The sequence below is a fragment of the Leclercia sp. UBA7405 genome (genome assembly GCF_037152215.1).
GTDB classification, from domain to species: Bacteria; Pseudomonadota; Gammaproteobacteria; order Enterobacterales; family Enterobacteriaceae; genus Enterobacter; species Enterobacter pneumoniae.
On the sequence record NZ_JBBCMR010000009.1, the window covers coordinates 21119 to 42842 of the forward strand.

Annotated in this window: 21 protein-coding genes; 10 read left to right on the forward strand and 11 right to left on the reverse strand. The window is 45.1% G+C overall.

The window, feature by feature from the left end; translation table 11 throughout:
* Window positions 1-35: 35 nt before the first annotated feature.
* Window positions 36-941, reverse strand: a complete 906-nt coding sequence (locus tag WFN75_RS21755) for a LysR family transcriptional regulator (protein WP_097762713.1) — start codon at window positions 939-941, stop codon at window positions 36-38.
* 98 nt (window positions 942-1039) lie between these two features.
* Between WFN75_RS21755 and WFN75_RS21760 the strand changes: the two genes are divergently transcribed.
* The 3 genes from WFN75_RS21760 to WFN75_RS21770 all read left to right on the forward strand — a co-directional run bounded on the left by WFN75_RS21760 (window position 1040) and on the right by WFN75_RS21770 (window position 2583).
* The gene (locus tag WFN75_RS21760) at window positions 1040-1762 is read left to right on the forward strand and encodes an SDR family oxidoreductase (protein WP_336996832.1); all 723 of its coding nucleotides are present in this window, start codon (window positions 1040-1042) and stop codon (window positions 1760-1762) included.
* A gap of 239 nt (window positions 1763-2001) precedes the next feature.
* The gene (locus WFN75_RS21765) at window positions 2002-2223 is read left to right on the forward strand and encodes a hypothetical protein (RefSeq protein ID WP_097762711.1); all 222 of its coding nucleotides are present in this window, start codon (window positions 2002-2004) and stop codon (window positions 2221-2223) included.
* Window positions 2224-2337: 114 nt separating this feature from the next.
* Window positions 2338-2583 (forward strand): Atu4866 domain-containing protein, encoded by a 246-nt coding sequence (locus WFN75_RS21770; protein WP_336996801.1) that lies wholly within the window; start codon window positions 2338-2340, stop codon window positions 2581-2583.
* A gap of 792 nt (window positions 2584-3375) precedes the next feature.
* Here WFN75_RS21770 and WFN75_RS21775 read toward each other — a convergent pair.
* Together WFN75_RS21775 and WFN75_RS21780 are read right to left on the reverse strand one after the other, a co-directional pair.
* A complete protein-coding gene (locus WFN75_RS21775) occupies window positions 3376-4527 on the reverse strand; it encodes a reverse transcriptase family protein (protein ID WP_097573887.1) in 1152 nt (383 codons plus the stop codon).
* 203 nt (window positions 4528-4730) lie between these two features.
* On the reverse strand, window positions 4731-6032 hold the full coding sequence (locus WFN75_RS21780; RefSeq protein ID WP_336996802.1) for a phosphoribosyltransferase-like protein: 1302 nt from the start codon (window positions 6030-6032) through the stop codon (window positions 4731-4733).
* Window positions 6033-6510: 478 nt separating this feature from the next.
* Between WFN75_RS21780 and WFN75_RS21785 the strand changes: the two genes are divergently transcribed.
* The 4 genes from WFN75_RS21785 to WFN75_RS21800 all read left to right on the forward strand — a co-directional run bounded on the left by WFN75_RS21785 (window position 6511) and on the right by WFN75_RS21800 (window position 10806).
* Entirely contained in the window at window positions 6511-6870 is a 360-nt protein-coding gene (locus tag WFN75_RS21785; RefSeq protein WP_336996803.1) for a hypothetical protein, read from the forward strand.
* Between the two features lie 41 nt (window positions 6871-6911).
* Entirely contained in the window at window positions 6912-8159 is a 1248-nt protein-coding gene (locus WFN75_RS21790) for a hypothetical protein (protein WP_336996804.1), read from the forward strand.
* Window positions 8160-8820: 661 nt separating this feature from the next.
* Window positions 8821-9231, forward strand: a complete 411-nt coding sequence (locus tag WFN75_RS21795) for a RipA family octameric membrane protein (RefSeq protein WP_336996805.1) — start codon at window positions 8821-8823, stop codon at window positions 9229-9231.
* Window positions 9232-10038: 807 nt separating this feature from the next.
* Window positions 10039-10806 carry a TraX family protein gene (locus WFN75_RS21800; RefSeq protein ID WP_336996806.1) on the forward strand — a complete coding sequence of 256 codons (768 nt, stop codon included), beginning with the start codon at window positions 10039-10041 and terminating at the stop codon, window positions 10804-10806.
* Between the two features lie 11 nt (window positions 10807-10817).
* Here the strand turns inward: WFN75_RS21800 and WFN75_RS21805 are convergent, their stop codons facing one another.
* The 3 genes from WFN75_RS21805 to WFN75_RS21815 all read right to left on the reverse strand — a co-directional run bounded on the left by WFN75_RS21805 (window position 10818) and on the right by WFN75_RS21815 (window position 15834).
* Window positions 10818-11174: a hypothetical protein gene (locus WFN75_RS21805; RefSeq protein ID WP_212478692.1), complete on the reverse strand. Its 357-nt coding sequence runs from the start codon at window positions 11172-11174 to the stop codon at window positions 10818-10820.
* 861 nt (window positions 11175-12035) lie between these two features.
* Window positions 12036-12944, reverse strand: a complete 909-nt coding sequence (gene repA / locus WFN75_RS21810; protein ID WP_336996807.1) for a plasmid replication initiator RepA — start codon at window positions 12942-12944, stop codon at window positions 12036-12038.
* Window positions 12945-13329: 385 nt separating this feature from the next.
* Window positions 13330-15834 carry a hypothetical protein gene (locus tag WFN75_RS21815; protein WP_336996808.1) on the reverse strand — a complete coding sequence of 835 codons (2505 nt, stop codon included), beginning with the start codon at window positions 15832-15834 and terminating at the stop codon, window positions 13330-13332.
* 380 nt (window positions 15835-16214) lie between these two features.
* Between WFN75_RS21815 and WFN75_RS21820 the strand changes: the two genes are divergently transcribed.
* The gene (locus tag WFN75_RS21820) at window positions 16215-17162 is read left to right on the forward strand and encodes a tyrosine-type recombinase/integrase (protein ID WP_442913319.1); all 948 of its coding nucleotides are present in this window, start codon (window positions 16215-16217) and stop codon (window positions 17160-17162) included.
* Between the two features lie 130 nt (window positions 17163-17292).
* Window positions 17293-18636 carry an ISNCY family transposase gene (locus WFN75_RS21825; RefSeq protein WP_336996809.1) on the forward strand — a complete coding sequence of 448 codons (1344 nt, stop codon included), beginning with the start codon at window positions 17293-17295 and terminating at the stop codon, window positions 18634-18636.
* 15 nt (window positions 18637-18651) lie between these two features.
* Here WFN75_RS21825 and WFN75_RS21830 read toward each other — a convergent pair whose 3' ends face one another.
* The 5 genes from WFN75_RS21830 to WFN75_RS22730 all read right to left on the reverse strand — a co-directional run bounded on the left by WFN75_RS21830 (window position 18652) and on the right by WFN75_RS22730 (window position 21380).
* Window positions 18652-18936: a type II toxin-antitoxin system RelE family toxin gene (locus WFN75_RS21830; RefSeq protein WP_004187019.1), complete on the reverse strand. Its 285-nt coding sequence runs from the start codon at window positions 18934-18936 to the stop codon at window positions 18652-18654.
* The gene (locus WFN75_RS21835; RefSeq protein WP_048030981.1) at window positions 18926-19174 is read right to left on the reverse strand and encodes a type II toxin-antitoxin system Phd/YefM family antitoxin; all 249 of its coding nucleotides are present in this window, start codon (window positions 19172-19174) and stop codon (window positions 18926-18928) included. The genes WFN75_RS21830 and WFN75_RS21835 overlap by 11 nt, the downstream gene beginning before the upstream one ends.
* A gap of 506 nt (window positions 19175-19680) precedes the next feature.
* Window positions 19681-20589, reverse strand: coding sequence for a kdo(2)-lipid IV(A) palmitoleoyltransferase (gene lpxP, locus WFN75_RS21840; RefSeq protein ID WP_336996810.1), 909 nt, complete (start codon window positions 20587-20589; stop codon window positions 19681-19683).
* A gap of 202 nt (window positions 20590-20791) precedes the next feature.
* The gene (locus tag WFN75_RS21845) at window positions 20792-21064 is read right to left on the reverse strand and encodes a hypothetical protein (protein ID WP_170833537.1); all 273 of its coding nucleotides are present in this window, start codon (window positions 21062-21064) and stop codon (window positions 20792-20794) included.
* Window positions 21065-21143: 79 nt separating this feature from the next.
* A complete protein-coding gene (locus WFN75_RS22730) occupies window positions 21144-21380 on the reverse strand; it encodes a YnfU family zinc-binding protein (protein WP_350308983.1) in 237 nt (78 codons plus the stop codon).
* Window positions 21381-21473: 93 nt separating this feature from the next.
* On the opposite strand from WFN75_RS22730, the gene WFN75_RS21850 reads away from it, so the two are divergent.
* Window positions 21474-21707 carry a hypothetical protein gene (locus WFN75_RS21850; RefSeq protein WP_004132711.1) on the forward strand — a complete coding sequence of 78 codons (234 nt, stop codon included), beginning with the start codon at window positions 21474-21476 and terminating at the stop codon, window positions 21705-21707.
* The last annotated feature ends 17 nt before the right edge of the window (window positions 21708-21724 follow it).

Consider the following 21724-nt stretch of genomic DNA (forward strand, 5'->3'; position numbering starts at 1 on the left):
CAGAAAACTGCTGTACGTCTCAAAATATTCCGCGCTTAACATTTTGCATGCGGTTGCCGCCATAGTCTTACATGGTCGATCAGGGCGCGTAATTTTGGCGCTATATTCCGGCGTTGAGGAAAATACAGATAGAAGCCAGGAAAATGGGGAAGAAAATCATCAAGCATTGAAACAAGTTGACCATTTTCAATATACGACTTGAATGTTTCCTGAGGGGCAAATGTTATACCGCCACCGGCAAGAGCCAGTCTCAGCATGAGACGCAGGTCATTCGTTGTTATTCGCGGTTCTACCGCCACATCGAAAGCTCTCCCGTTCTCCTCAAATTCCCAGCGATAAGGCGCAACATCCGGGGATGGACGCCAGCCGATACACTGATGATGCACAAGCTCACATGGATGAAGAGGGGCGCTATTAGCTGTGAGATAGGATGGGGACGCAACCACCATTTCACGTTGCTTTTCTGTAAGCGGGATAGCAATCATATCTTTCTCGATCACATCTCCAAGCCTTACGCCAGCATCATAACCAGCGGCCACAATATCAAATTCCTCATCCGTCACGACAATATCGATCGTCACGGCTGGATTAGCAGCCGCAAACGAGGCGATCAGCGGACCAGAAAGAAACTCTTCAGCTATGGAGGTTACCGCGATCCTCAGAAGTCCACATGGCGTGCTGTCGGATGCAATATCTTCGAACGCAGCTTCAATGCTGGATAAAGGTAATGACAAGGATGTACGCAGTCGTTCTCCCGCCTCAGTCAGGTTTACTGAACGTGTTGTCCGCATTACCAGCATTGTGCCGAGAGTATCCTCAAGCCGCCTCATTCCCTGGCTAATCGCCGAGCGCGTAACTCCCAGCCGGGCTGCGGCTGTGGTGAAATTACGCTCTTCAGCAACCGCGATAAAAACAGGTAAAAGATTGAGATCAATTTTCATTGTTAATTTCTGCTAACCACTGAGTCCAGTGAAAGCAGGATACTTGAACTAATCATAAAGTTCTATCATCTCTCTGAACTCAACTGAAGGAGCACATGATGGATAAAGTTATATTAATTACCGGCGCGTCAAGCGGCATTGGGGAAGGTATTGCCAGAGAGCTTGGAAGTACAGGTGCGAAGGTGCTATTAGGGGCACGCAGACTGGATCGTATCGAAGCCATAGCCGCAGAAATCCGCAGCACCGGCGGTATTGCCGACGCGCGGGAGCTGGATGTTACAAACCGACTGTCCATGGCTCAGTTCGTGCAGTCAGCGCTTGATAACTGGGGTCGTGTTGACGTTCTGATTAACAATGCGGGCATCATGCCACTTTCACCGCTTGCGGCCGGCAAACAGGATGAATGGGAACGTACGATTGACGTTAATATCAAGGGCGTGCTGTGGGGAATTGGAGCTGTGCTTCCAGTGATGGAAGCTCAGGGTTCTGGCCAGATAATTAACCTTGGCTCTATCGGTGCTCTTTCAGTTGTGCCAACAGCTGCTGTCTATTGCGCCTCCAAGTTCGCAGTACGGGCTATTTCTGATGGTCTACGGCAGGAAAGCTCGACAATCCGCGTGACCTGCGTTAATCCCGGCGTTGTGGAAAGTGAACTCGCCTCAACCATCACCCATGCGGAAACCATGGCGGTGATGGATGCATACCGTTCTGTTGCACTTAAACCCACTGATATTGCCCGTGCCGTACGACATGTCATTGAGGCTCCGGAAAGCGTTGATACAACAGAAATAACCATCAGACCGACAGCATCTGCAAACTGAAGCGTATGACAGCGGGACGAAGTAAATATCCACAATCATTATTTATTTAATGCCGCTGGAATAAGGACTGCTGATGAAATGCTAATTTACATGCCAATAATTAATACATTACATCATTCTCAAATGACAGTAACACTGTATTAATTACAGAAACCAAACTGGCACAGGGGATAAAGTAAAAATCACATTATCCCCTCTTTCAATAAAATCATCACCAACCCATTAAGGGGAAAATTATCATGAATAACATCCATTATTTAACTGTAGCAACAATTGTGTTTTTAGTATCTTTCAGCACTATGGCCCAAACTGTTACGGCAGTAGATTCAACCATCGAGGGCGCTGAGGAAAAAATTTCCACCCTTGCAACCAAAGAGGGGAAAAAATATAAAATTCTTGGAGCCTCTTTTAAAAACAGGGTTTATATGGCAGCAGAGTTAATCCCTGTTAATAAAAAATAGCTCACTCATATGTGCCGGGAAGTTCCTTGACCGGCATTGCTTAAAATGAGACGTGATTCCACTTGCTAATACAAAAAATTATCTCTAACACACATACATGACATCAGGAAACACATGAAAGAACAGCATACATATACAGGCCTCTGGATTACCGAAGATGGGTTCATTCGCCATGAGCTTTTACCAAATGGGCGTTACGATGAAGCACGAGGCACAAAACCTCATGCTTATCAGGGCGACTACGACATTCGTGAAAAAAGGATCTACTATCAGGACGATACCGGTTTTACAGCTGATGGAACTTTTGTTAATAATGACGAACTTCACCACGCAGGAATGGTGCTTTTCCGCCGCCAATAAATAACATACTTTCTATAAATATTACCGAAATAAATTTTAATTATCACAATGCACTTTATCCACTAACGAATACTATTAATTTGGCAATGGATTTCCTGTCAAATAGCGATTATTTTTAAAGGCGCCTAATGACACTATAAATAACTATTTATAATTCTTAGGTTGCCATTATATTAATTACTCAAAGCTGTAAGAGTAATCTCATTAGGTGGATTTATTGCACTCATACACGTGTGAGGCGTCATAGCCCATAGCCCATAGCCCATAGCCCATAGCCAGACAGTGTCCGCTCTTCGCTCATAGCGGACAACGGTAAATCAGGCTATATCCTGATCATTCTAGAAAAAAGCCGCCCGTAGGCGGCTTTAATTATTTGCGTGGTTTACCAGCATCCGAGCGCTTTTCTCGAACTCTACCATCATTGTTACGATCACGGGGCTGTGTACCACCGCCGGGTTTAGGAACAACTACGCCTGGATTAAGTGGTCTTCTGTCAGCCATATATGCGTTTCCTAAAAGAATGGCAAAGTTGCCGTCTCTTTTGATACGCCTAGTATCGTGACCATTCAATCTCTATGGGGGGAAATGTTGCGCATTATCAACTTTTCCATGATTCCACCCAGAGGGAACATTGCAACTTTGTCCATCCGCTTTGTGCCAGGAGCGGGCGTTACTCACATCGTGACTCATTAATAAATAGGAGTAGATCAGTATGAGTTGTTAATAGGGCTGCTGCATCAGCCCTGTGTCAGAAACAATATTGTGGCGACATTTCATAAGCTGGTCTGCCACTTATACTGGCCATTCAATAGATTTGAACTTTTCAAGAGAAACCTTAGCAAAGTCGGGTTCAACCATGTTTGCGTAGTCAATTAACCCACGGATGTGTGACTTTAGCCCCCATACAGAGTCGAATTTTCGATTGAAGGCATGTTGCACAGGCCCCACCTTTTCCAAGAAGTAGAGATGTTGCCGAATGGTGTCCCTTGTACCCTTCGCTAACTTTGGAAATTCTGATTCTACATTCAAGCCTAATATGATCTTTTTACCACCTGGCGGTACAATTGTAGTTTTTCTGTATTGTGGCCGAAAGCCAGACTGCGAAATGATTTTGTAAGCCTCAAAAACAAAATTCTTAGCCCGAGATCGTCCAAAACTCTTGTCTCTTGTAGAGAAGCTCAGGTCATCACTATAGCGTGTATAAACTAAGCCATTCTTTTGGGCCAAGGCATGCAAAGACTTATCACAGTGTTTCATTACGAGATTTGCAAGGAATGGGCTAGTGGGCGCTCCCTGCGGCAAATAACCTAGCAACGTCTGGTGATACAGCGGGATAGCCTCATTGAATGCCTTTACCCGCCACTGTGGAAACTTGAGTCTAGGGCCTACACCAGAGGTGCCAACCGTACATAGACGCGCAAGCTCAAAGGCTACTAATGGTTGATAGTTTAAAGATCTAAAAATACGGTAGACCTGAATTTCAGACACTGAACTGAAGAAATCTGCAATATCAATCTTAATGAGCCATTTAGCTCCGCAATGTCGCAAAGCGCACTTCTGAATTGAGCTTCCCTTTCTGAAAGCATGACTTGCAGGATGAACAGGCAGGTCTTTGAGAATATATTCACTGATCCAACGCTGAGTGTGCATCAGCTTTGGGGATGGAATATGAATAAAACGGCGTCCACCAGATCGCTTACGAATAGAAAACTTCTTATAAATTTCAAGGTTCTCGACCCCTTTTATTGCACCCCGACACACGAAACTGCGAAGCAACTCGTATTCAACACTAGTACGTTTGGCCAAGTGTTTGAGACTTAAAATGGGGGGGAGGGTGTATTCCGAGTAAATAAGAAGCTCGCTCTGGGCGATAGCATCATTGAGCAAGGATTCTGGAAGCCCGTTGGCTAGCCCCAGGTTTTTGTAGGATTGAGAGGACCACATATAACTACTCCGATGCGTCGCCGCAGGCGACGGCGCGCTCTGGTGACCCAAGACTTACGCCGGAAGAGGCAGAGTGCGCCGTCTCCAGCCAAGCGTGGGCTTTTTCGTGAGGCTCAGGAAATCCATACCCCAACATCCACTGTAAGGTGGTGTAGCAACCCTCTATCATTCCCCGAGGGGTAACTTTGTGTTGCTCGTTAGCACTAGTCATACGTAGTCTCTCTCAGTTGCCTAGGATAGTAGTAGTCGGAACCAACGGCAAGATATCCTTTTGGTGAAAAGGATATCTGCTTCGCCGCAGATAGTTCCGAGAGTCCCCGAGGGGTGATCCTTCGCTCAGGGGTTAGGAATTTCCACTTAATACATTTCGAAAGAAGTAGTTCACAGTCCTTTGAGTTTAATCCTGTCGCATAGCAAATAGTTGAACGCTTACGTTGGCCTTTTGCGATCAACCCTAGAACCACGAGAATGAGAGTTCCAACCGCCCCCCTCCTCATTAGTGCACCTGACCTCGCCAATCGTGTCTGACCTACATCATGGAGGGTTTGTATGGGATCACCACACACAATTTCAGGTGGAAAAACCGAAGCCGTTACTGTATCCACACTCCTATTTGGAAATATACCAACCCACTTCCCTTTTTGGTCATCGGAATCCCATAATATAGCTGGTGTATTGTTAGGACACCCATGCTCAAAAACAAGCGAAGACATACTTTTTTGATAACCCCACCAAAAATGTTTTCTCCCTTTCAATGCCTTACGCCCATATTTCTCACAAAGTTTCAGTAGTGCCTCTCTTCTTTCCACCTTAATTGGGAGGGTTATAAAGGTTGCTGAATCTCGGTAGATAATCAATTCTGGAGACGCTTTCAAAAATCCTAGACGCCTGAGTCCTTGAGCCGTGGCAGAATAAGCTACAACCTGAATTTTAATGTGTTTTGATGATAGCCAAGAGGCTATAGTTCTATCTCTCCAGAATGCATCAATAAAATCAGAGACTCTCTGCCCAGACCCAATATAGTCATCAATAAACATCAGAGAGTCACATCTCTGCGCTCGAAGTTCTTCTTTAGAAGGGTGGTTTAGAATTTTTTTCGGATTGGCTTTAGAAAGTTGTCTAATTATTTGAGCTATAATTGCTTCGCTACCTTGATCTGACGAGATACCGATCGAGTTTACATTTTTCCCATTGTTACTTTTAATTACTTGATCAAAAAATGGAACTACATGGCTGCTGAATAACTGGCCTTTATCGTGTTTCTTTTTTAGTTCCCTTACGGCATAAAGGGCGACTGGACCCGCTATCTTTGTTGAAACATCCAAAATAAGGGCTTCAAGATTTCGACGAAATTCAGTATGGGAGACAAGAGTCAGTGAGTTAAGCAGAAGCTTCGCAGTTTCCTGGTCTAATGCATCGAATTGGCTCAACCATCTTTCGCCTTGCTTAGTATAGATTAGTTTTCTTGAATCAAGTTGATTTTTATTAATTTTCTCATCTCCCAATCTACAGTTTCCATGTTAATCTATGACATATATATCGAATAGCCACAGGTTAGTTAGGTCGATATATCGAACCTAGTAATCTGACTAAAATAGTCGTCGAGTGCAAGTTACGCCATTACTTCCGCTTCTCGCTCACAGCGGACATTACACTCCTGGGCTGTCCGCTCCGTGCCAGAAGCGGACGTCGCTGATATCTTAATTCAATAATCTGCAGAGGATAGCCAACTGAATATGCAACATGGACAGGAGCAACGACGGTGCTGCCGTGACATGAGCTTGTAAAGTAGTATAAGTTCTTCTCCTTCTCCAATCTGAATGCTCAATGACATTATAAGCGACATGTTTTGAACAGCCAACGCACGGTGATGAAACGGAAGGTGTTTTAATCATCAATGTTAATCCCTTTGGCACTAATGGAGCTAAGGATCGGCGACTGCTAATCAGTAAGGATGCTGAGCCCATTCGCGATCTAGTCACTGTGCTAGATGAAATCCAGCGCAAAGGGATTTTTTATGAATTTTGTGAAATGATTGATGAGGTGAATATGATGGCCATCGGGCTGGAAAGCCGTATCGGTCAGTTCTCAATGTCGATGATTAGCCCTCAAGGGCAATACGATAAAAAACATGATTTCTGCCTCGAAAAGCTGGCAGAGTTCAGAACAAAACCGGTCCATCGTAATGCCTATTATACCTTAAAAATGGGTGTAAAAATGAGCAGACGGGAAGAGAAGGGATATATGATTTTAAAAGGTAATTCAGGCCCTTTAACTCAAGTTTCAGGTGGGGACGGAAGTAGGGGTTTTGAAAAGAATGGGATACGATCTTCTACACGCTGAAACTGAAATGTGTTGAACAACTTGGTGAATAAGGATAAAAAATGAACGTTCTTGATTTTATTGGTGACAGAATACACAGTGCGGATAAAATTTATATACATCCCGACATCCCGCGGACTAAAACAGCAAACGCAATCAACACTTATTGTCATGAATTAAACCATGATGATATTTTGATTCTCGTAGATGATACTGTTTTCGGTAGTGCCAAAAACGGCATGGTGATCACGAATAATAAGATTTTCTCTAAGGAGCAAATGGAAAAACCACTGTCATTTTCCTTTGACAGTAACACAAAGTTTTTTGTTGAACGAAAAGTCATGGCAGTTGCTGTGTACATTAATAATATAAAACTAGCTAATACAACCCAGCCATCTTATAAAAGCTTGGTTGATTTATTTGATAATGTTAATTCATTTTTAAAAGAGAAGTACCCTCACGAAGGGATTGCTCCTGCGCGGACAGCGGCTCCTAAACCTGCTGCTGTTTCCGCACCCTCACCTGCTGCTAATGCTACTTCCACTACCACTTCCACTACCACTTCTACTACTACTTCTACTTCTACTTCTACTACTGCTGCTTCGGTAGCTCCACATAGCTCTTATTCGTTATACAGAAACTTACCTGACGATGGTTTAATGCACAGAATCAGGGTTGAAAAAGGGGTTGGTTCTTTTTTTGATTTCTTCTCTACTGGCGACGGAAGAACAGGGAGCGAAGTTATTAGGAAGGAAGTGACTGGTTTACTGCTAAAAAACATAGTGCATATCAGAACTGAATATATTGATAAAAATAATATTACAGGGTTGAAAAACAATACGGCAACCCTTGAGCTTTTACTTTATTCATTGGCGCTTTTGCGACTGGAAATGAGTGAGCGTTATGTGAATGAAGACGCCATAAACCTTGTCCTGCTTGAAGGTATAAAAGGGTTCCTCGATGCAGGATCTTCCGGCAGGGAGAAGAACGTAATAAACAATCTATGCTCGCTGTCGCTATCTTTAGGTGATGATTTTGACGATGTTACAACTTCATTTTATCTTCGTCTGTTAAGCAGTAACATGAACGGAAGAACAGTTCCCGAAAACTTAGACCTGGATAATTTGCTTGATAAATTTCATAACGAGGAACACTTACAGGGAGCTTCATCCTTTGAAGACGTTGCAGGAAACGTAATCGGCGACATTCTGAATCAATCCTTAAATGAGTTGGGGGATTTATCAATCGATAGAAAAGTCACCCAACACGCGCAGCGTTGTGTGGACGTTATTCTTGAAAAATTCAGGTAGTGAATAATAAAACCCATATAACACATCAGCCCTTTCCAGTGAAGGGCTGTTTGCTGCTATCATGCCGCTTGGCAAATCATTTTCTGCGGATTATTCAGGGTCATTCAGGATGGCTTGAAGCATCATGTCATTCTTACACGGTGCAGTTATGACTCTTAAAAGCATGGCAACCCGTCGGAGTGAGGTGACAATGATTAGCGAATTCATTCTGAAAAATACGGTTATTTCAAGTGTCGCTACGGCTATAATGATATCTACGATAGCCTCGAATCGCTACCAATATTATATTACTTTTTTCCTTATCCCATAATCTATGCGTAGCGGTTATCCATCCAGATGGACGACGCCGCGGTATTTAGTAAAGAGACCAATAAAGCGGGTTAATGAATATTTTTGTACACATATATCATCCAAATTTAGAATTAAAAGCAGAAGCCAGTGTAGGTACGTACAGATTTCCGGGCAATAAACCTGCTGGATAACTTACGATGCAAACCAAACCCTTATACTTTCTGTAGGCATTAATTAGGCAGAGTGAAGTGTATTTTAATTGTCCGACTAGCAAAATTTGTTAATTATCATACTTTATATATAACAAAATACATGGTAGTTTAACTATTTGACGGATTTATTGTCTCGTTCAACAGTTCAGGGATGCAAAATGACTAAATATAAATGCAATACTAACGAACCTTTAGATGATAGGGGGGTTGCGCTACATCTGACTTCTCACTTTGATAATAATAAAGAATATTTCAACAAGCTTCTTAGTAAAGACTTTTCACTCGCAGAAGTTTATCTTACCTTGCAGGATAAGGAAAGGATGAAGGAAGCCTACAACAAGGCCCATCATGTCAGAGAATATGAAATAAATTTATTCTGGTCTCGACTTAATTATCTTTGGGCAATAACTGCTGTACTTTGCGCTGCTGGAGGGGTCATACTCAACGATATGATTAATCTTGCAGAAGGGAAAGAAGTTAATGAGCTACAATTTCTAAGTTTATTCTCTGTTTCAATTTTTGGATTTTCTCTAACTACGGTTTCAATTTTTTGTCACCAAAGCGGGTAAACATTGGCAACAGGTATGGGAATATCATTTAACTGCTCTTGAGCCTTTTCAGTCAGGTCATCTTTATAGTCTTAAATTCGAAAGGAAAAATGGCTCTTCTCCTTCGATTACTAGGTCGGTTGCGATTTTTCACATTTTTTTATTGATCATTTGGGGAGTGTTGGCTTTTTTCTCGGCGGTTCTTTCTTTTACCAAAGATAATCACATCCTTATGATTGTTGAAGCTATCGTGATTTTACTGATATATTGGTTGTTTAATGTAATTGATAAGTATGTTTCAAAGTCTTCGGAAAATAAATTAAATCTATTATAAAGACTCAAGACTGTCTGTAGGCACTCATTCATTCAGTTATCATAAAAAAATGATACTTCGCTGTTGCTAAAAGCATATATGTTTGAAAGTGTCAGAATACTTAACTTTGATCGCTTTTATCATGTGTCAGGTTCTTTATGTCTAATTTCGAGTTAAGAGCGCATGATTCTGTATTTTCCTTATGAAATAGAACCAGAGATAGACTCACTTAGATCACTTTTTAAATTGATGCTTAACCTAAATAAATCCTCCTTACTGCCGATAATAATAGCGTCAGTAAGGAATGGTTATGAACGATTTTCATATTTTAAGTATCTGTATTCAGAATAAAGACTCAGCGGGCTGCATGCGGGTTTTCCGTGATAAATCTGAATTTGCAGCGCGCAAGATAATTGAGAAGCTGAAGGTCAGCGTTACAGCCCGGACCGGCAAGGCCTTCTGGCTCTGGGTCCAGACGTGGCTTCTCGGTGCCTGCCGTCAGGAGACAAAATATCGTGACTCTGTCCACTCCATTACGTCATCTGAACCTGTTCCCGGCCCAACTCAGCCCCGCCGCCCTGGACTGGGTGAAGGTACTGGCACTTCTGGCCATGCTCGTCGATCACATCAATACGCTGTTCATAAACCCGCTCAGTCCCCTGATGTATGCGCTTGGCCGGATGGCCTTCCCCCTGTTCACGCTTATCTGGGCGATGAACGTGCACGGCAGTCCCGGACGTCTGCAGCATCGCGCAAATCGCCTGTGGATGTGGGCGATGGTAACGCAGCCCGCGTTCATGCTGGCGTTCCGTCACCAGTTGCCCGTGTATGCCCTGAACATTCTGTTCGTGTTTGCCGGCGTGACGCAACTGCTGGCACTCCATCACCGTTACGGAAGAAAAGGCCTGCTGACGGGCTTGTTATTGCTGGCTGTCATGGTCATTCCGCTGACGCCCGGAAGCTTCGGTATGCCGGGACTGATGCTGGCCTGTTCACTGGCCGTCGCCAGTGCGCCCGTTTCCCCTGGCTGGCGTCGCTCCGCCGGATTCCTGGCCGTCATCTCGCTGGTATGTCTCAACGGTATTTCACATCTGATAGCGTTGCCGGTGGAGACCCTCCTGTTTGCCACGCTACCGACGTTGTTTCTGCCCGTGCTGGCCATAAGAGTGGTTCAGCAGTACACCGAAGACGACGGCCGTCGCTTCATGCCGCGCCATTTCTTTTACATCGCCTATTCAGGACACTTAACCGCCTTTGCTGTGGTGCTTGTCTTCATCCGGTGAAGCCTAAACTGTTAAGGTTTTCTGAACCAGGATGGATTGTACTTTTCAACCGACGGCGTGGCTGGTTTTTCCGGAATTCCATAGTCTGGATTTTGCATTAACCACAGGGCATTTTCGACATCAACAAATGATATTACGCCTGGTTCTTGCAACCCTTCCTGGTAAGCCAACATGTATAAAGCGAAACTCAACTTTTGATCGTGGAGAGTATCAATCGCACGCCGTACACTATTTTTGAGGTCGTCATGAGAATGAATGTTTAAAGAGGTGTATTCTCGATTTAACCAACCAGCCGCTTCATTTGCTTCCTGTACGACACGAGCATTATAGGTCTTGGGCGCATTGTCCCAGTCGAGTAATCTGGCCATCTGCTGTCTCCTTTTAATGATGTTAATTCTTAAACATCTATTATTCATACATAATTGCATCGAAAACTGAAGCTTAAATTATCTTTAATGCCCGTGAGAGCATAAAGGCGACAGAAACTGTTACGACTGGCTCTGCGGGTAAGGGTCGCCGGGACCGGCGTAAGCCGCTGCGCATTGATAGTTTCTGCCTTACCAGCCCCTCACCCTGTTAAGCCATACCCGCTTACCCCAATTCGGTAACGTCATATGCGCGTCCGGAGTGAGCCCGGCAAGGCCTCCGGCCGCCGTAGGGCTGTATCTCCGCGTTAGCGCCGTCAGGCGCTTACGAGCGTGTACGCAGAACTCTCCACGACTTTTCTGCAGCGACATCTAATCTAGTTACAACATCCCTCGTAAAGCGATGCTGTTCCGGCCCTTCGGGCCGGGGCGGCGGCGGTTTTGCAGGGGTCGGGTACTGGCTCGATGTTGGATTCTGGCCAGAAAGGGGCCCGGCGCCTGCGACGGGAGGAAGCTGGTGTTGTACGGGGTGAAAGCCGGTGGAGCTCTATCAGTGTGTGCGCGGTTTTCCCCATTATCCACAGAAGTTGTTCAGTGAATAAGATGTACGTCTTTAAGAAGATAAGTAAGGGTGAAACCCTGATTATTTTGCGCGTAGCTGAACGTCGGATGCGGGTAACCCTTTAATACTGTTTGCAGATAAGGGGAAAAAAATGGAATGCCGCCAGCACCGGTGGCGTGATGGTGGGAAAAAATGATGGTTTTCATGGTGTAAGAGTAGAATGCTCGTGCAAAAAGTGAGCTGTGAGGGGCTGAGGACGTGAGAAACCCTCCGCAACGAAGCGGATGAACATCCCGGGGATGTCAGTGCGGGGGAACTGTGCCGGGAGGAGCGAGGTCGACCAGCTGCATCTGATAGAGCTGACTCCAGACCAGTTTCTCAAACTGGTGAGGCGTCATCTGAGACGAATGCCCCTGCAGGCTTCGCCAGAGCTGCTCCGCGACCTGTCGTTTGCGCTCGTCGAAGGGCAGCTGTGTAAGCCGGCTGCGCATCTTTCCTTCCAGCACCCGGGTTCGCCGGCTGAGCAGGGTCTGCTGACGGCAGCGCTCATACCAGCGACGGCGCGCCAACCTGAGGGAAATGACTTCGCCTGGCATCAGTTGCCCGTCCTGAATGGCCTGCAGGCGTTCAGCCTGTTCGGCCCGTAACTTATCCATGTTAACACCCGTCAGCTGCCAGCCGGTCTCTGTGATGATAACGTGTTTCGGGAACCGGCATCCGTTGGCCGCATCCCATTCATTTCGGGGGCATTCGACAATACCGAAACGTTCAAGTTCGGCAATAAGACGTGAAACTCGTGAGGTAGAAACAGCCTGTTCGGGGATGAGATTTCCGTCGGCGTCCCTGGGGCTTAACTCTGCCGCCAGCCGGCTGATATTGATGGTCACGATACTGGTGGCCAGATCGACTCTGTTAATGAACAGAACAAACAGGGCATCCAGTAACTGGCGTCGTTCGCTGCGAAAAGCGCGACGACGACCGGCAACAGCACGAAGAAAAACAAACAGGGGATCGGCAGACACCCGGCGGCGTAAAACCCATTCGCCGGTCGATTTGTTCCGGTTCATCAGATTGCGCAGGGCGCGACCGTGCTCTCTGCTGAGCGGTTTAAAGTGCCCTGGACGGATATAAACCGGGGAGGGGCATTTACATGCCGTGGAATGTTCCCCGCGGTGGCGTCTGTCGACGCGGGCGATCAGAATCTCATTCACACCGGCCTTTCTTATTGGCGGCCGGATGTTGTGTTATGTGGTGCATGCGTTATAATCCTTCACAGGCCTAGAGCCTGCTATTGGACCCCTCGATATCTGCTGATTCCGCCAAGTTTCACTCAGATTTCGGGGGGTTTGTGCATTATGGCAAAGTATAAGCCTCGCCGTCTTGAACGTTTTAGGTTCGTTAGACCTTTGAAAGCATTGCTAACCAGCGCCTCACCACAAAGCTCTCAAAAGCCAATTTGAGATAGGTTAGAAAATGCATGATTTCTTACGACATACCCCACCACAAGGCATACCATAAAATCAATTCTAACCTCTCAGGCTCATGATTTCCATCTCAAATCTTGATCGAAGTATCTTCAGATGAGACTGGTGCTGGTTAACGTCCATTCCTCTTATGTTGGATCTTGAAGTTTTGACGTTTTGCACTCTTCATTACTCTTTGTTTCTCTGTCGTGAAACTTTTATCGGCCCTGGATGAAAACATTTCATCTTCCGGCATTCCTAGTGAATAGAAATCTCGTTCGTGACTCTCTTCATTTTTTATGTACTCTATAAACTTCTCAACTCGCTCAAGGCGAACTTTAACACGTTCAATACGGTCACCACGTGTAAAATGGTTATATTCTTGACGTGCTGCCTCGGTAAGATAGTTACTTGTACTTTCGTCGAAAATCCCACAGTCGGTGCAAATTAAATCCAGATAAGTGAAATAATATGAAAGCTCATTAAGCATATACATGCCATAATTTGTTATCTTGATGAGATCTACTGACCCGGAATACGCATCCAACCTATTATCGGATTCGATGAACCCATGTTTAAGTAAAACATCTAAGTTCTGTTCAAAATCATCTTGCATACTGAAAACTTCAGCAAAATATGCTCTCAATGTAGCTACTGAAAAGAAAGATGGTGCAGTTGGGTCAACTCCTTTACTTAGCTTTCTAAGAATTCTTAAGGCCGTAAAGTGTGAACCGTTTCGGGATGACCTTAACTGATAAATATTTGGTATGTCACTTAATGACTCATCATAAAAGTATCTGTTTGGAGTCATTACCGGCTTGATTACCTGATGTATTTGGAAGTTCCATCCTTTATTAGCGATCATTTCATCTACATTTGTATAACCAGATAGGGAGAAACTTCTGAATAGATCAAGCGACAGTCGAATATCTCCGTGTGCGCAGGCAGTAAGAAAATTGTTTAAAGGAGACATATCGTTGGAAAATTCTTTGCTCAGAATTTTGAGATATGTAGCACTATCTTGAATAAATAAGCTATCTATATTTTCACCCTCATCATCTAAGACTTTTCTTTCTAGCATACCTATCGTGTAGTCGAGCCTTTTTTTAAATACCTCGGATGGTCTTGGAGAACTGATATGAAAACCTGAATTTTGGAACGCATCAAGAACTCCATGGATTTTTGAATCATAGAACCTTTCTTCCCTCATTGATATAAGTGTTACACATTTTAATCTTTCAGATATTTCTTGAGCAGAGGAAAAACAAAAATCTTGGATCTCTGTAGAGTATTGGTCGGTGTTATCTATAACAACTATAGCGCCTCTACCTTTTTTAGAAAGGTAATCGACTAAACGCGATGCGCAATAAATAGTATCCTTTTTCCACTCGTAGATAAGTGAATTTAATTTGAGATTATAGCTTTCTGAAGATACAGATAGACCTGCTAAATCTTGCTTTAACGCTATTACAAAGCGATCACTGAACAACTGTTCTGCAAGGGCATCTCTATCAGATTCAAGTATTCCATCTATATCTAATTGGTCCAGTATAGTATTCCAAATATGATCTCTTATTACTCCCTGTTCTTCTGGGACTCTTAGGAGGTCTACTATAGCTATAGACGAATGTTCTTTTAGCCAACGAGGAGCGTTATGATGCAATAATCTTTTAATAAAAGTTGATTTTCCAGCACCTTTCCCTCCGAATAAAACAAGCACTTCCCCCTTGCGATTTTGCTTTATATTCTTTGTTAACCTACCGCCAAGTCTGCCACCCTTGCCAGTATCATCGAGTTGTTGCACACCATATGATTCAAAATAAGGTGTTAGCGAATCCTGAATCAGTACCCGCATACCGTCTGATGTACCCTGATATTCTCTTTGAGATACATAACAACGTTCCATGAACTCAGTATCATCATCTTTTATTACTCCAAAATATTTATTTATTATAGGTCTTAACTTAATAGCAAGTCTATTTGCAGTAATGGTGTGAGAATAGGAAGTTATTTTTTCTTTTGGGTAATAAACGCTTCTGTCCTTTGGGAAGGTGCTACTTAGAAGAATTGGAAGGGTTGATCTCTCTGTTATAGAGATAAAAGATAGATTATTGAAAGCCTTCGTGAATTCTTTATCAAAGAAGTCCAAGCTCCTAATGACATATGCCTGGAGCGTTTCCCAACGGCGGCCTTTTTCGAAGGTTTTAAAAAAAATCCACTCTAAACCGTTGGTTATGCACGCATACTCACATCCAGTGTCATAGCAATATGTACGGACTTGTTGCATAGCTGATTTTATATTTGGGTCGCTTATTAATTTCGCGATTGATATGTAGCATGAAGTTTCATCTTTAACGTGAGGAGCAGGGATTTCGAAATAAACCCCATTTTTTTTGGCTTCGATAAATAATTGATCATCCCCATTGGCTTTTTTAAGTATATAATCGGCAAATCCAGGATTAATATATTCTTCTACTTTAACTCGATTTTTAGGCCATGCAAGAAAATCATGAAGTATGAAATCTATAATTTTATGTCTAGTCTCCGCTTCATTCATATTTCTTTCAATAGAATATTTTTTTATTTCATTTAATTGATCTAGTTTAGCATCATTATTAATTTGTTTGCGTGTATTCACTGACCAACCTCTTAACAGTAGTTTTTAATCAACGACTCATGAAGGAGTTCGTTCTTTATCTGAACGTTACTTTATCATTTCAGACAATATCATTTAATTTTTCATGAAATTTACATTCACATTATAAATGTGATGAAAATCACCTTTTGCAATAGTTTCATTTAGGTAACTTTTTTAACCTTTAAACGAGCAACCTTAAACCTTTTTACTGTCTGTTAATCTACTTATTAAAATGTACCTTTGAAAAAGTAGACTCTCTGCGATACGCTTATGCAGGGCAATCGGGCCCGGTTTTTCACACAGCGCGCCGGACGGTTTCCGGCCCGGGAGACAGTACGTTGAGTCACAATTATGATGATGACACCCGGCCGTTCGCGGATCTGCTCCCGGCCGGCCTGACCGGGGAGTTCTGGCCGGCGGCGGCCAGTGGCGAGGTGCCACTCGATCCGGCCCGGGCGTATCTCCTGTCGCTGAATTCCCCCCGCAGCCGCCAGACCATGGCCTCCTTTCTCGGGATCGTGGCCCGGATGCTCGGTGCCACTTCCATGGAGTCCTGCAGCTGGGGGAGCCTGCGCCGGCATCACGTGATGGGGATCAGCGAGCTCCTGCGTGACACGGGCCGGGCGACGGCCACCGTCAACACCTATCTGTCTGCGCTCAAGGGGGTGGCGAAGGAAGCCTGGATGCTGCGGCTGATGGACGTGGAGAGTTTTCAGCACATCCGCGCAGTGCGGAACCTGCGCGGCAGCCGGCTGCCCCGGGGACGCGCCCTGCCGCCGGAGGAGATCCGAGCCCTGTTTGCTGCCTGCGATGCGGACAACAGCAGTACCGGCCCGCGCGATGCGGCGATGCTGGCCGTCATTCTCGGCTGCGGCCTGCGTCGCTCCGAGGCGGTGGCGCTGAGTTTAAGTGACGTTGTCACTTCTGAGCGGGCGCTGCGGGTGCTGGGTAAAGGCAACAAGGAGCGGATGGCCTATGTCCCGGCCGGGAGCTGGGCCCGGCTGCAGATGTGGATTGACCAGGTGCGGGGAGAAACGCCCGGGCCGCTGTTCACCCGCATCCGCCGTTTCGATACCCTGACGAATGACCGGCTGACCGACCAGGCCGTTTACCATGTTCTGCAGGTGCGTCAGCATCAGGCGGGGATTGCGAAATGCGCCCCCCATGATTTAAGGCGTACCTTTGCCACGGCGCTGCTGGACCAGGGGGAAGATTTGATTACGGTGAAAGATGCGATGGGGCATGCCAGCGTGACAACGACTCAGCAATATGATCGCCGGGGAGAGCAACGTCTTCGTTCAGCCCGAGACCGACTCGATTTGATATGAACCGGCTGGATCCCCGTAAATAACGACTACAATAGATTCAGCAGCCACGCTATCGTTGTTAATCCTATGCAGTAATGTCCCTTTTGACCCATTCTGAAATGTCCCCGTAGCTTCTCAGCCAGGATATTTCATGTCAAAAGAGATCATTAGTATGAGCCTTAAAGAACTTGACCGTCTCCAGATAATTCGGGATTCAGTCAGCTGCCAGATCACCCAGGAGCAGGCTGCGGATCGTATAGGCATATCAATCCGGCAGGTAAAACGTCTCGTTCAGCGTTACCGGATCGAAGGCCCTCAGGGACTGATTTCCCGCCGCCGAGGACAACGTCCCAATAATGCTTTCACGTCGGAATTTCGGACTCTCGTCATCTCACTTGTCAGAGATAAATATCCGGATTTTGGTCCCACTTTTGCCTGTGAGAAATTACGGGAGATCCATGGGCTGGCTTTGTCGGCCGAGACTTTGCGCAAGTGGATGGTTGAAGAAGGTTTATGGCGTGAGCGACGCCGAAAAATTGCCCGCATTTATCAGCGTCGGCAACGGCGCCCATGCTATGGCGAACTTATCCAGATTGATGGTTCTCCGCATGACTGGTTTGAAGAACGAGGGCCTCGCTGTACATTAATTGTCTTTATTGATGACGCCACCAGTGCGCTTATGGCGCTCCGCTTCGCTCCGGCAGAAACGACCCGCGCTTATATGGAAACGTTACGTGATTATCTCGACAAATATGGGCGTCCTCTTGCCCTCTACTCTGACAGACACAGTATTTTCCGTGTGAATAACCCGGAACGTGAAGGCGAGCTGACGCAATTTACCCGTGCAATTAAAACTCTTGGGATCGAGCCAATTCACGCTAACAGCCCTCAGGCTAAAGGCCGGGTTGAGCGTGCTAATCAGACCTTACAGGACAGACTGGTTAAAGAATTACGTCTTCGCAATATCAGTGATATCGAATCAGCTAACCTGTGGTTGTCTGAGTTTGTGAAGGATTACAACTCTCGCTTCGCTTCGATCCCCCGTGAAAATGGTAACGCCCACAGGGGAATTCTTCATTCTCCGGAAGAACTTAACTACATACTCTGTTATCAGTCCCGTCGGGTGCTTTCCAAGAATCTGACCTTTCAGTATAAAACGAGTGCATATCAGATCCGTTCAGAAGGGCAGGGATACCGTCTCAGGCATGCGATTGTCACGGTATGCGAAAACTTTAATGGTGAAATAACGGTGCTTTATGAAAGTCGGCCGTTGGGCTACGAAAAATATGTCGATGGGCCTGAACCAATACCGCTTGATGATGAAAAGAGCGTACATGAGCGTGTGGATAATGCGCGTTATAATCTGCGCTCTAAATATTACGTCAAACCTGCTGCTGACCATCCCTGGATGACGCGGCGAACGCAGAGTAAAGATGATGTGAAGCCGCCAACGTTACCCAGAAAGAAAGTGGGCCCGGATACGACGCCAAAATAGCACTTACAGCATTAGTCAATTGCGATTAAGGGTTGCATTATAAATGTCGTCGTTTTCGCGTTTGCCTACGCCGATAACAGTGACTGTGACAATGTCGTCCTCTACACGATAGACAAGGCGGTATCCGGCACCACGTAGCTTAATTTTATACTGGTCCTTACGTCCATGTAGCTGTGATGCCGGAACTCTGGGGTTCTCCAGGCGCTCTTTGAGCTTCTTTTTGAACTGCACCTGCAGTGTATGACCCAGCTTCTTCCATTCTTTCAGAGCGGATTCGTTGAAAGCCAGCTTATAGGTCATCAATGTTGACCTCTATAACCCTTTCCCCGCTTCGCTCATCAGCCATCCTTCCCAGTTCTTCATCTTCCAGAAGTTCCATCAACTGTGCATAGAGTGCCGGTGGTACACAGTAGAACGCAGGCTCATTACGATTAAGAATGGCTACCGGAGCGCCATCCCCTGCGTGGAAAGTACCCATAGGGTCGCGTTTGAGCTCAGTAATACTGGCTGCCGTAGTGGTCAGAACCTGAAATGCCATAATGTTACCTCCTCAGATTGAGTGTTAATTGTAGATCATTTAAAAGAGTCTTTAAAGGTACTTTTGTTGAGGTTTATCCGTTAACTAAGCTGGATAGCGTGATATGACTTATTGAGGACAGTTGAAGAAACAGAGGGCAGGGGAGGCAAATGTATTGAAATCAGAGTCTAATCACTTTTGTGCGTTTATATGCAGTGAGGTAAAATTTATCTTCTGCGTTTCTGGCGGGTTTGTTGGGGGTTTGTTGCCTGTTTTACCCGGTTCCCGTCAGAAACGCTCCCAGGCCTTCTGAGCTGTGCGCGTAATGAGGCGTTTGGTAAATAGCTTAGGCTAATGTCCGCTATGAGCGAATAACGGACCTTCAAATCCAAACCGGTTCAATCGATTAACCTTGGCTGTCAGTCAAGCCATCGTTAACATGAATCCGATCGAAAATTCCTTATCGCATTTTTACAAATACGCAGTGGCAAGAAAGATAGATTCTGGCTCATGACAAGTAGAGTTGTTCATTTGTATAAAGAGACTTCGCCTTCAGGACGCGTTTTGAACCTGCGATGCATCCACAAGTATTGCTCAGGAGCACGGAGAATTTCACGCTCGATGATCTTGTTCATATAAGCCGCTGCGGCGACCTTGTCTTCCCCTGGATAGCCTGACAACGGATTGCTGATATACATGTGATAACCTTTTTTATCGCTACGTCGAATCATGCTAAGTGTGATCAAGTGTGCACCAGCGAGTTTTGACAGAGCATACGTTCCGTTCGTCGTGGCTGCTTTCTTTACCGAGAAAAAAGGGGCAAAAACGCTTCCTTTAGGCCCATAATCCTGGTCTGGTGCAAACCAAACGGCTTCACCTGCTTTTAGCGCATGAACAAAACCTGATAAATTACGTCGATTAATCATAGCCTTATTTGAACGCATACGCCCTTTTGTCTGTACCCATTCCATTAATGGATCATTGTGTGGGCGATACGTTGCCATCATAGGATGGCATAACCCCATTACTCTTCCACACAACTCAAGGGACATAAAATGAATCCCGACAACCATTACTCCTCTTGTCGCACCGGTCAGGTTTTCAAGCCCTTCGACATCAAACCATTTTTTGACTCTCGCATCGCTCCAGAACCAGGCCATTCCTGTTTCCACCAGTCCCAGCCCGAGAGAAACAAAGTTTTTATTGACCATCTGGCTCCGGGCAAACGGTGTCATCTCGGGAAAGCACAGTTCGATATTTCTAATCGCAATCCGTTCCCGGCGTTTCAGAAAGGGTCTGGATATTTTTCCAAGGCCAGAGCCCAGAATATGTAAAACCGGGTAAGGAAGTTGAACGAGAAGCCACAGCAGACCCAAACCAGACCAGGTAAGCCAGTGGCGAGGATGAAGTAAATTATGAGTAAAAGTCTGTGCCATAAATTTCCTTAATGCTAATGAAGGTTATAACGCAAAAGGAAAACAATGAGGCAATTCGTCTTTAGCGATACATTTTGTTTTAGATAATTTAAGTCCATCTAAATTCAGGAAAAAATATTTTCCAATGACTGGTGAATAATTTAAAGAGCCAGGGATGAATTGTAAGCCAGCAAGTTTATTCTGTTATAAATCCATGGTTTTATCATTGATACTCAAGGAATTGTCTTCTTGATTCATCATCATCAAGGTACTCAAAAGAAAGAAGCCGAATTTTGGTAAGTTTATAAAACCACTCACAATCGTTTCGTTGAATAATTTCGCCTGGTTTGAAACATATCCCGGATGCCACCCGAATAATCGCATATTTACCATTACTAAACCTGACCCGGTGAATACAGAAAGGTTGGCCAGCCTGTCCGTGACAGCTGTTCGACATGATATGCCCTTCAATAAAAACAGATTTTTTAGATTTCATTATCATACCCTCGACAACAGCAGTACAGGAGGAACGTTGTCATTTTCCGACATCACTGACGTTAAGTGGCAGAGGCTGATCAGCCGCCGATACACCAGCATTCTGAAGGTCTGAACAACAGTCCGCAGGCAGGGCACTCAAGAACCGCATCTTTTCTTAGTTTACCTGCTTTCTGATCGGCTCTGTGTGCACATACCGGGCAGGCAACATGAACCGGTCTTTCTTTAAAATACCTGAGCCCATTGGTATAAGACATAAATAATTCTCTGAGGAATACAGTAATTATTATACGCTTTAATATAAAAATAACTGGCATAAGTTATGTTAAGTTGTGTCTGAATCAGGATATCAGATATTGAAAATTGAACGTCTTATTTATGATACACTACCCTTCCGTGAGAAATTTAAGATGAAATCAGAAGACACCCTTGACTGGTATCCGGCACAACTACCGCCTGTGAAAATTATTCTTGGCGAAGCCGTGCTGGCTGTGGGTAAACAGGGCCGACCGATTAATACCCGCACCTTGCTGGAATACCTTCAGGTCATGCAGGACAAACAAAAAAGGCGGGATGACAAAATCGCCATGCAGACTGCGATTGATGTTCTCAGGGATAATCAGCGCATTAACGGCAGACGTTAATGCACCTCCGGGATCAG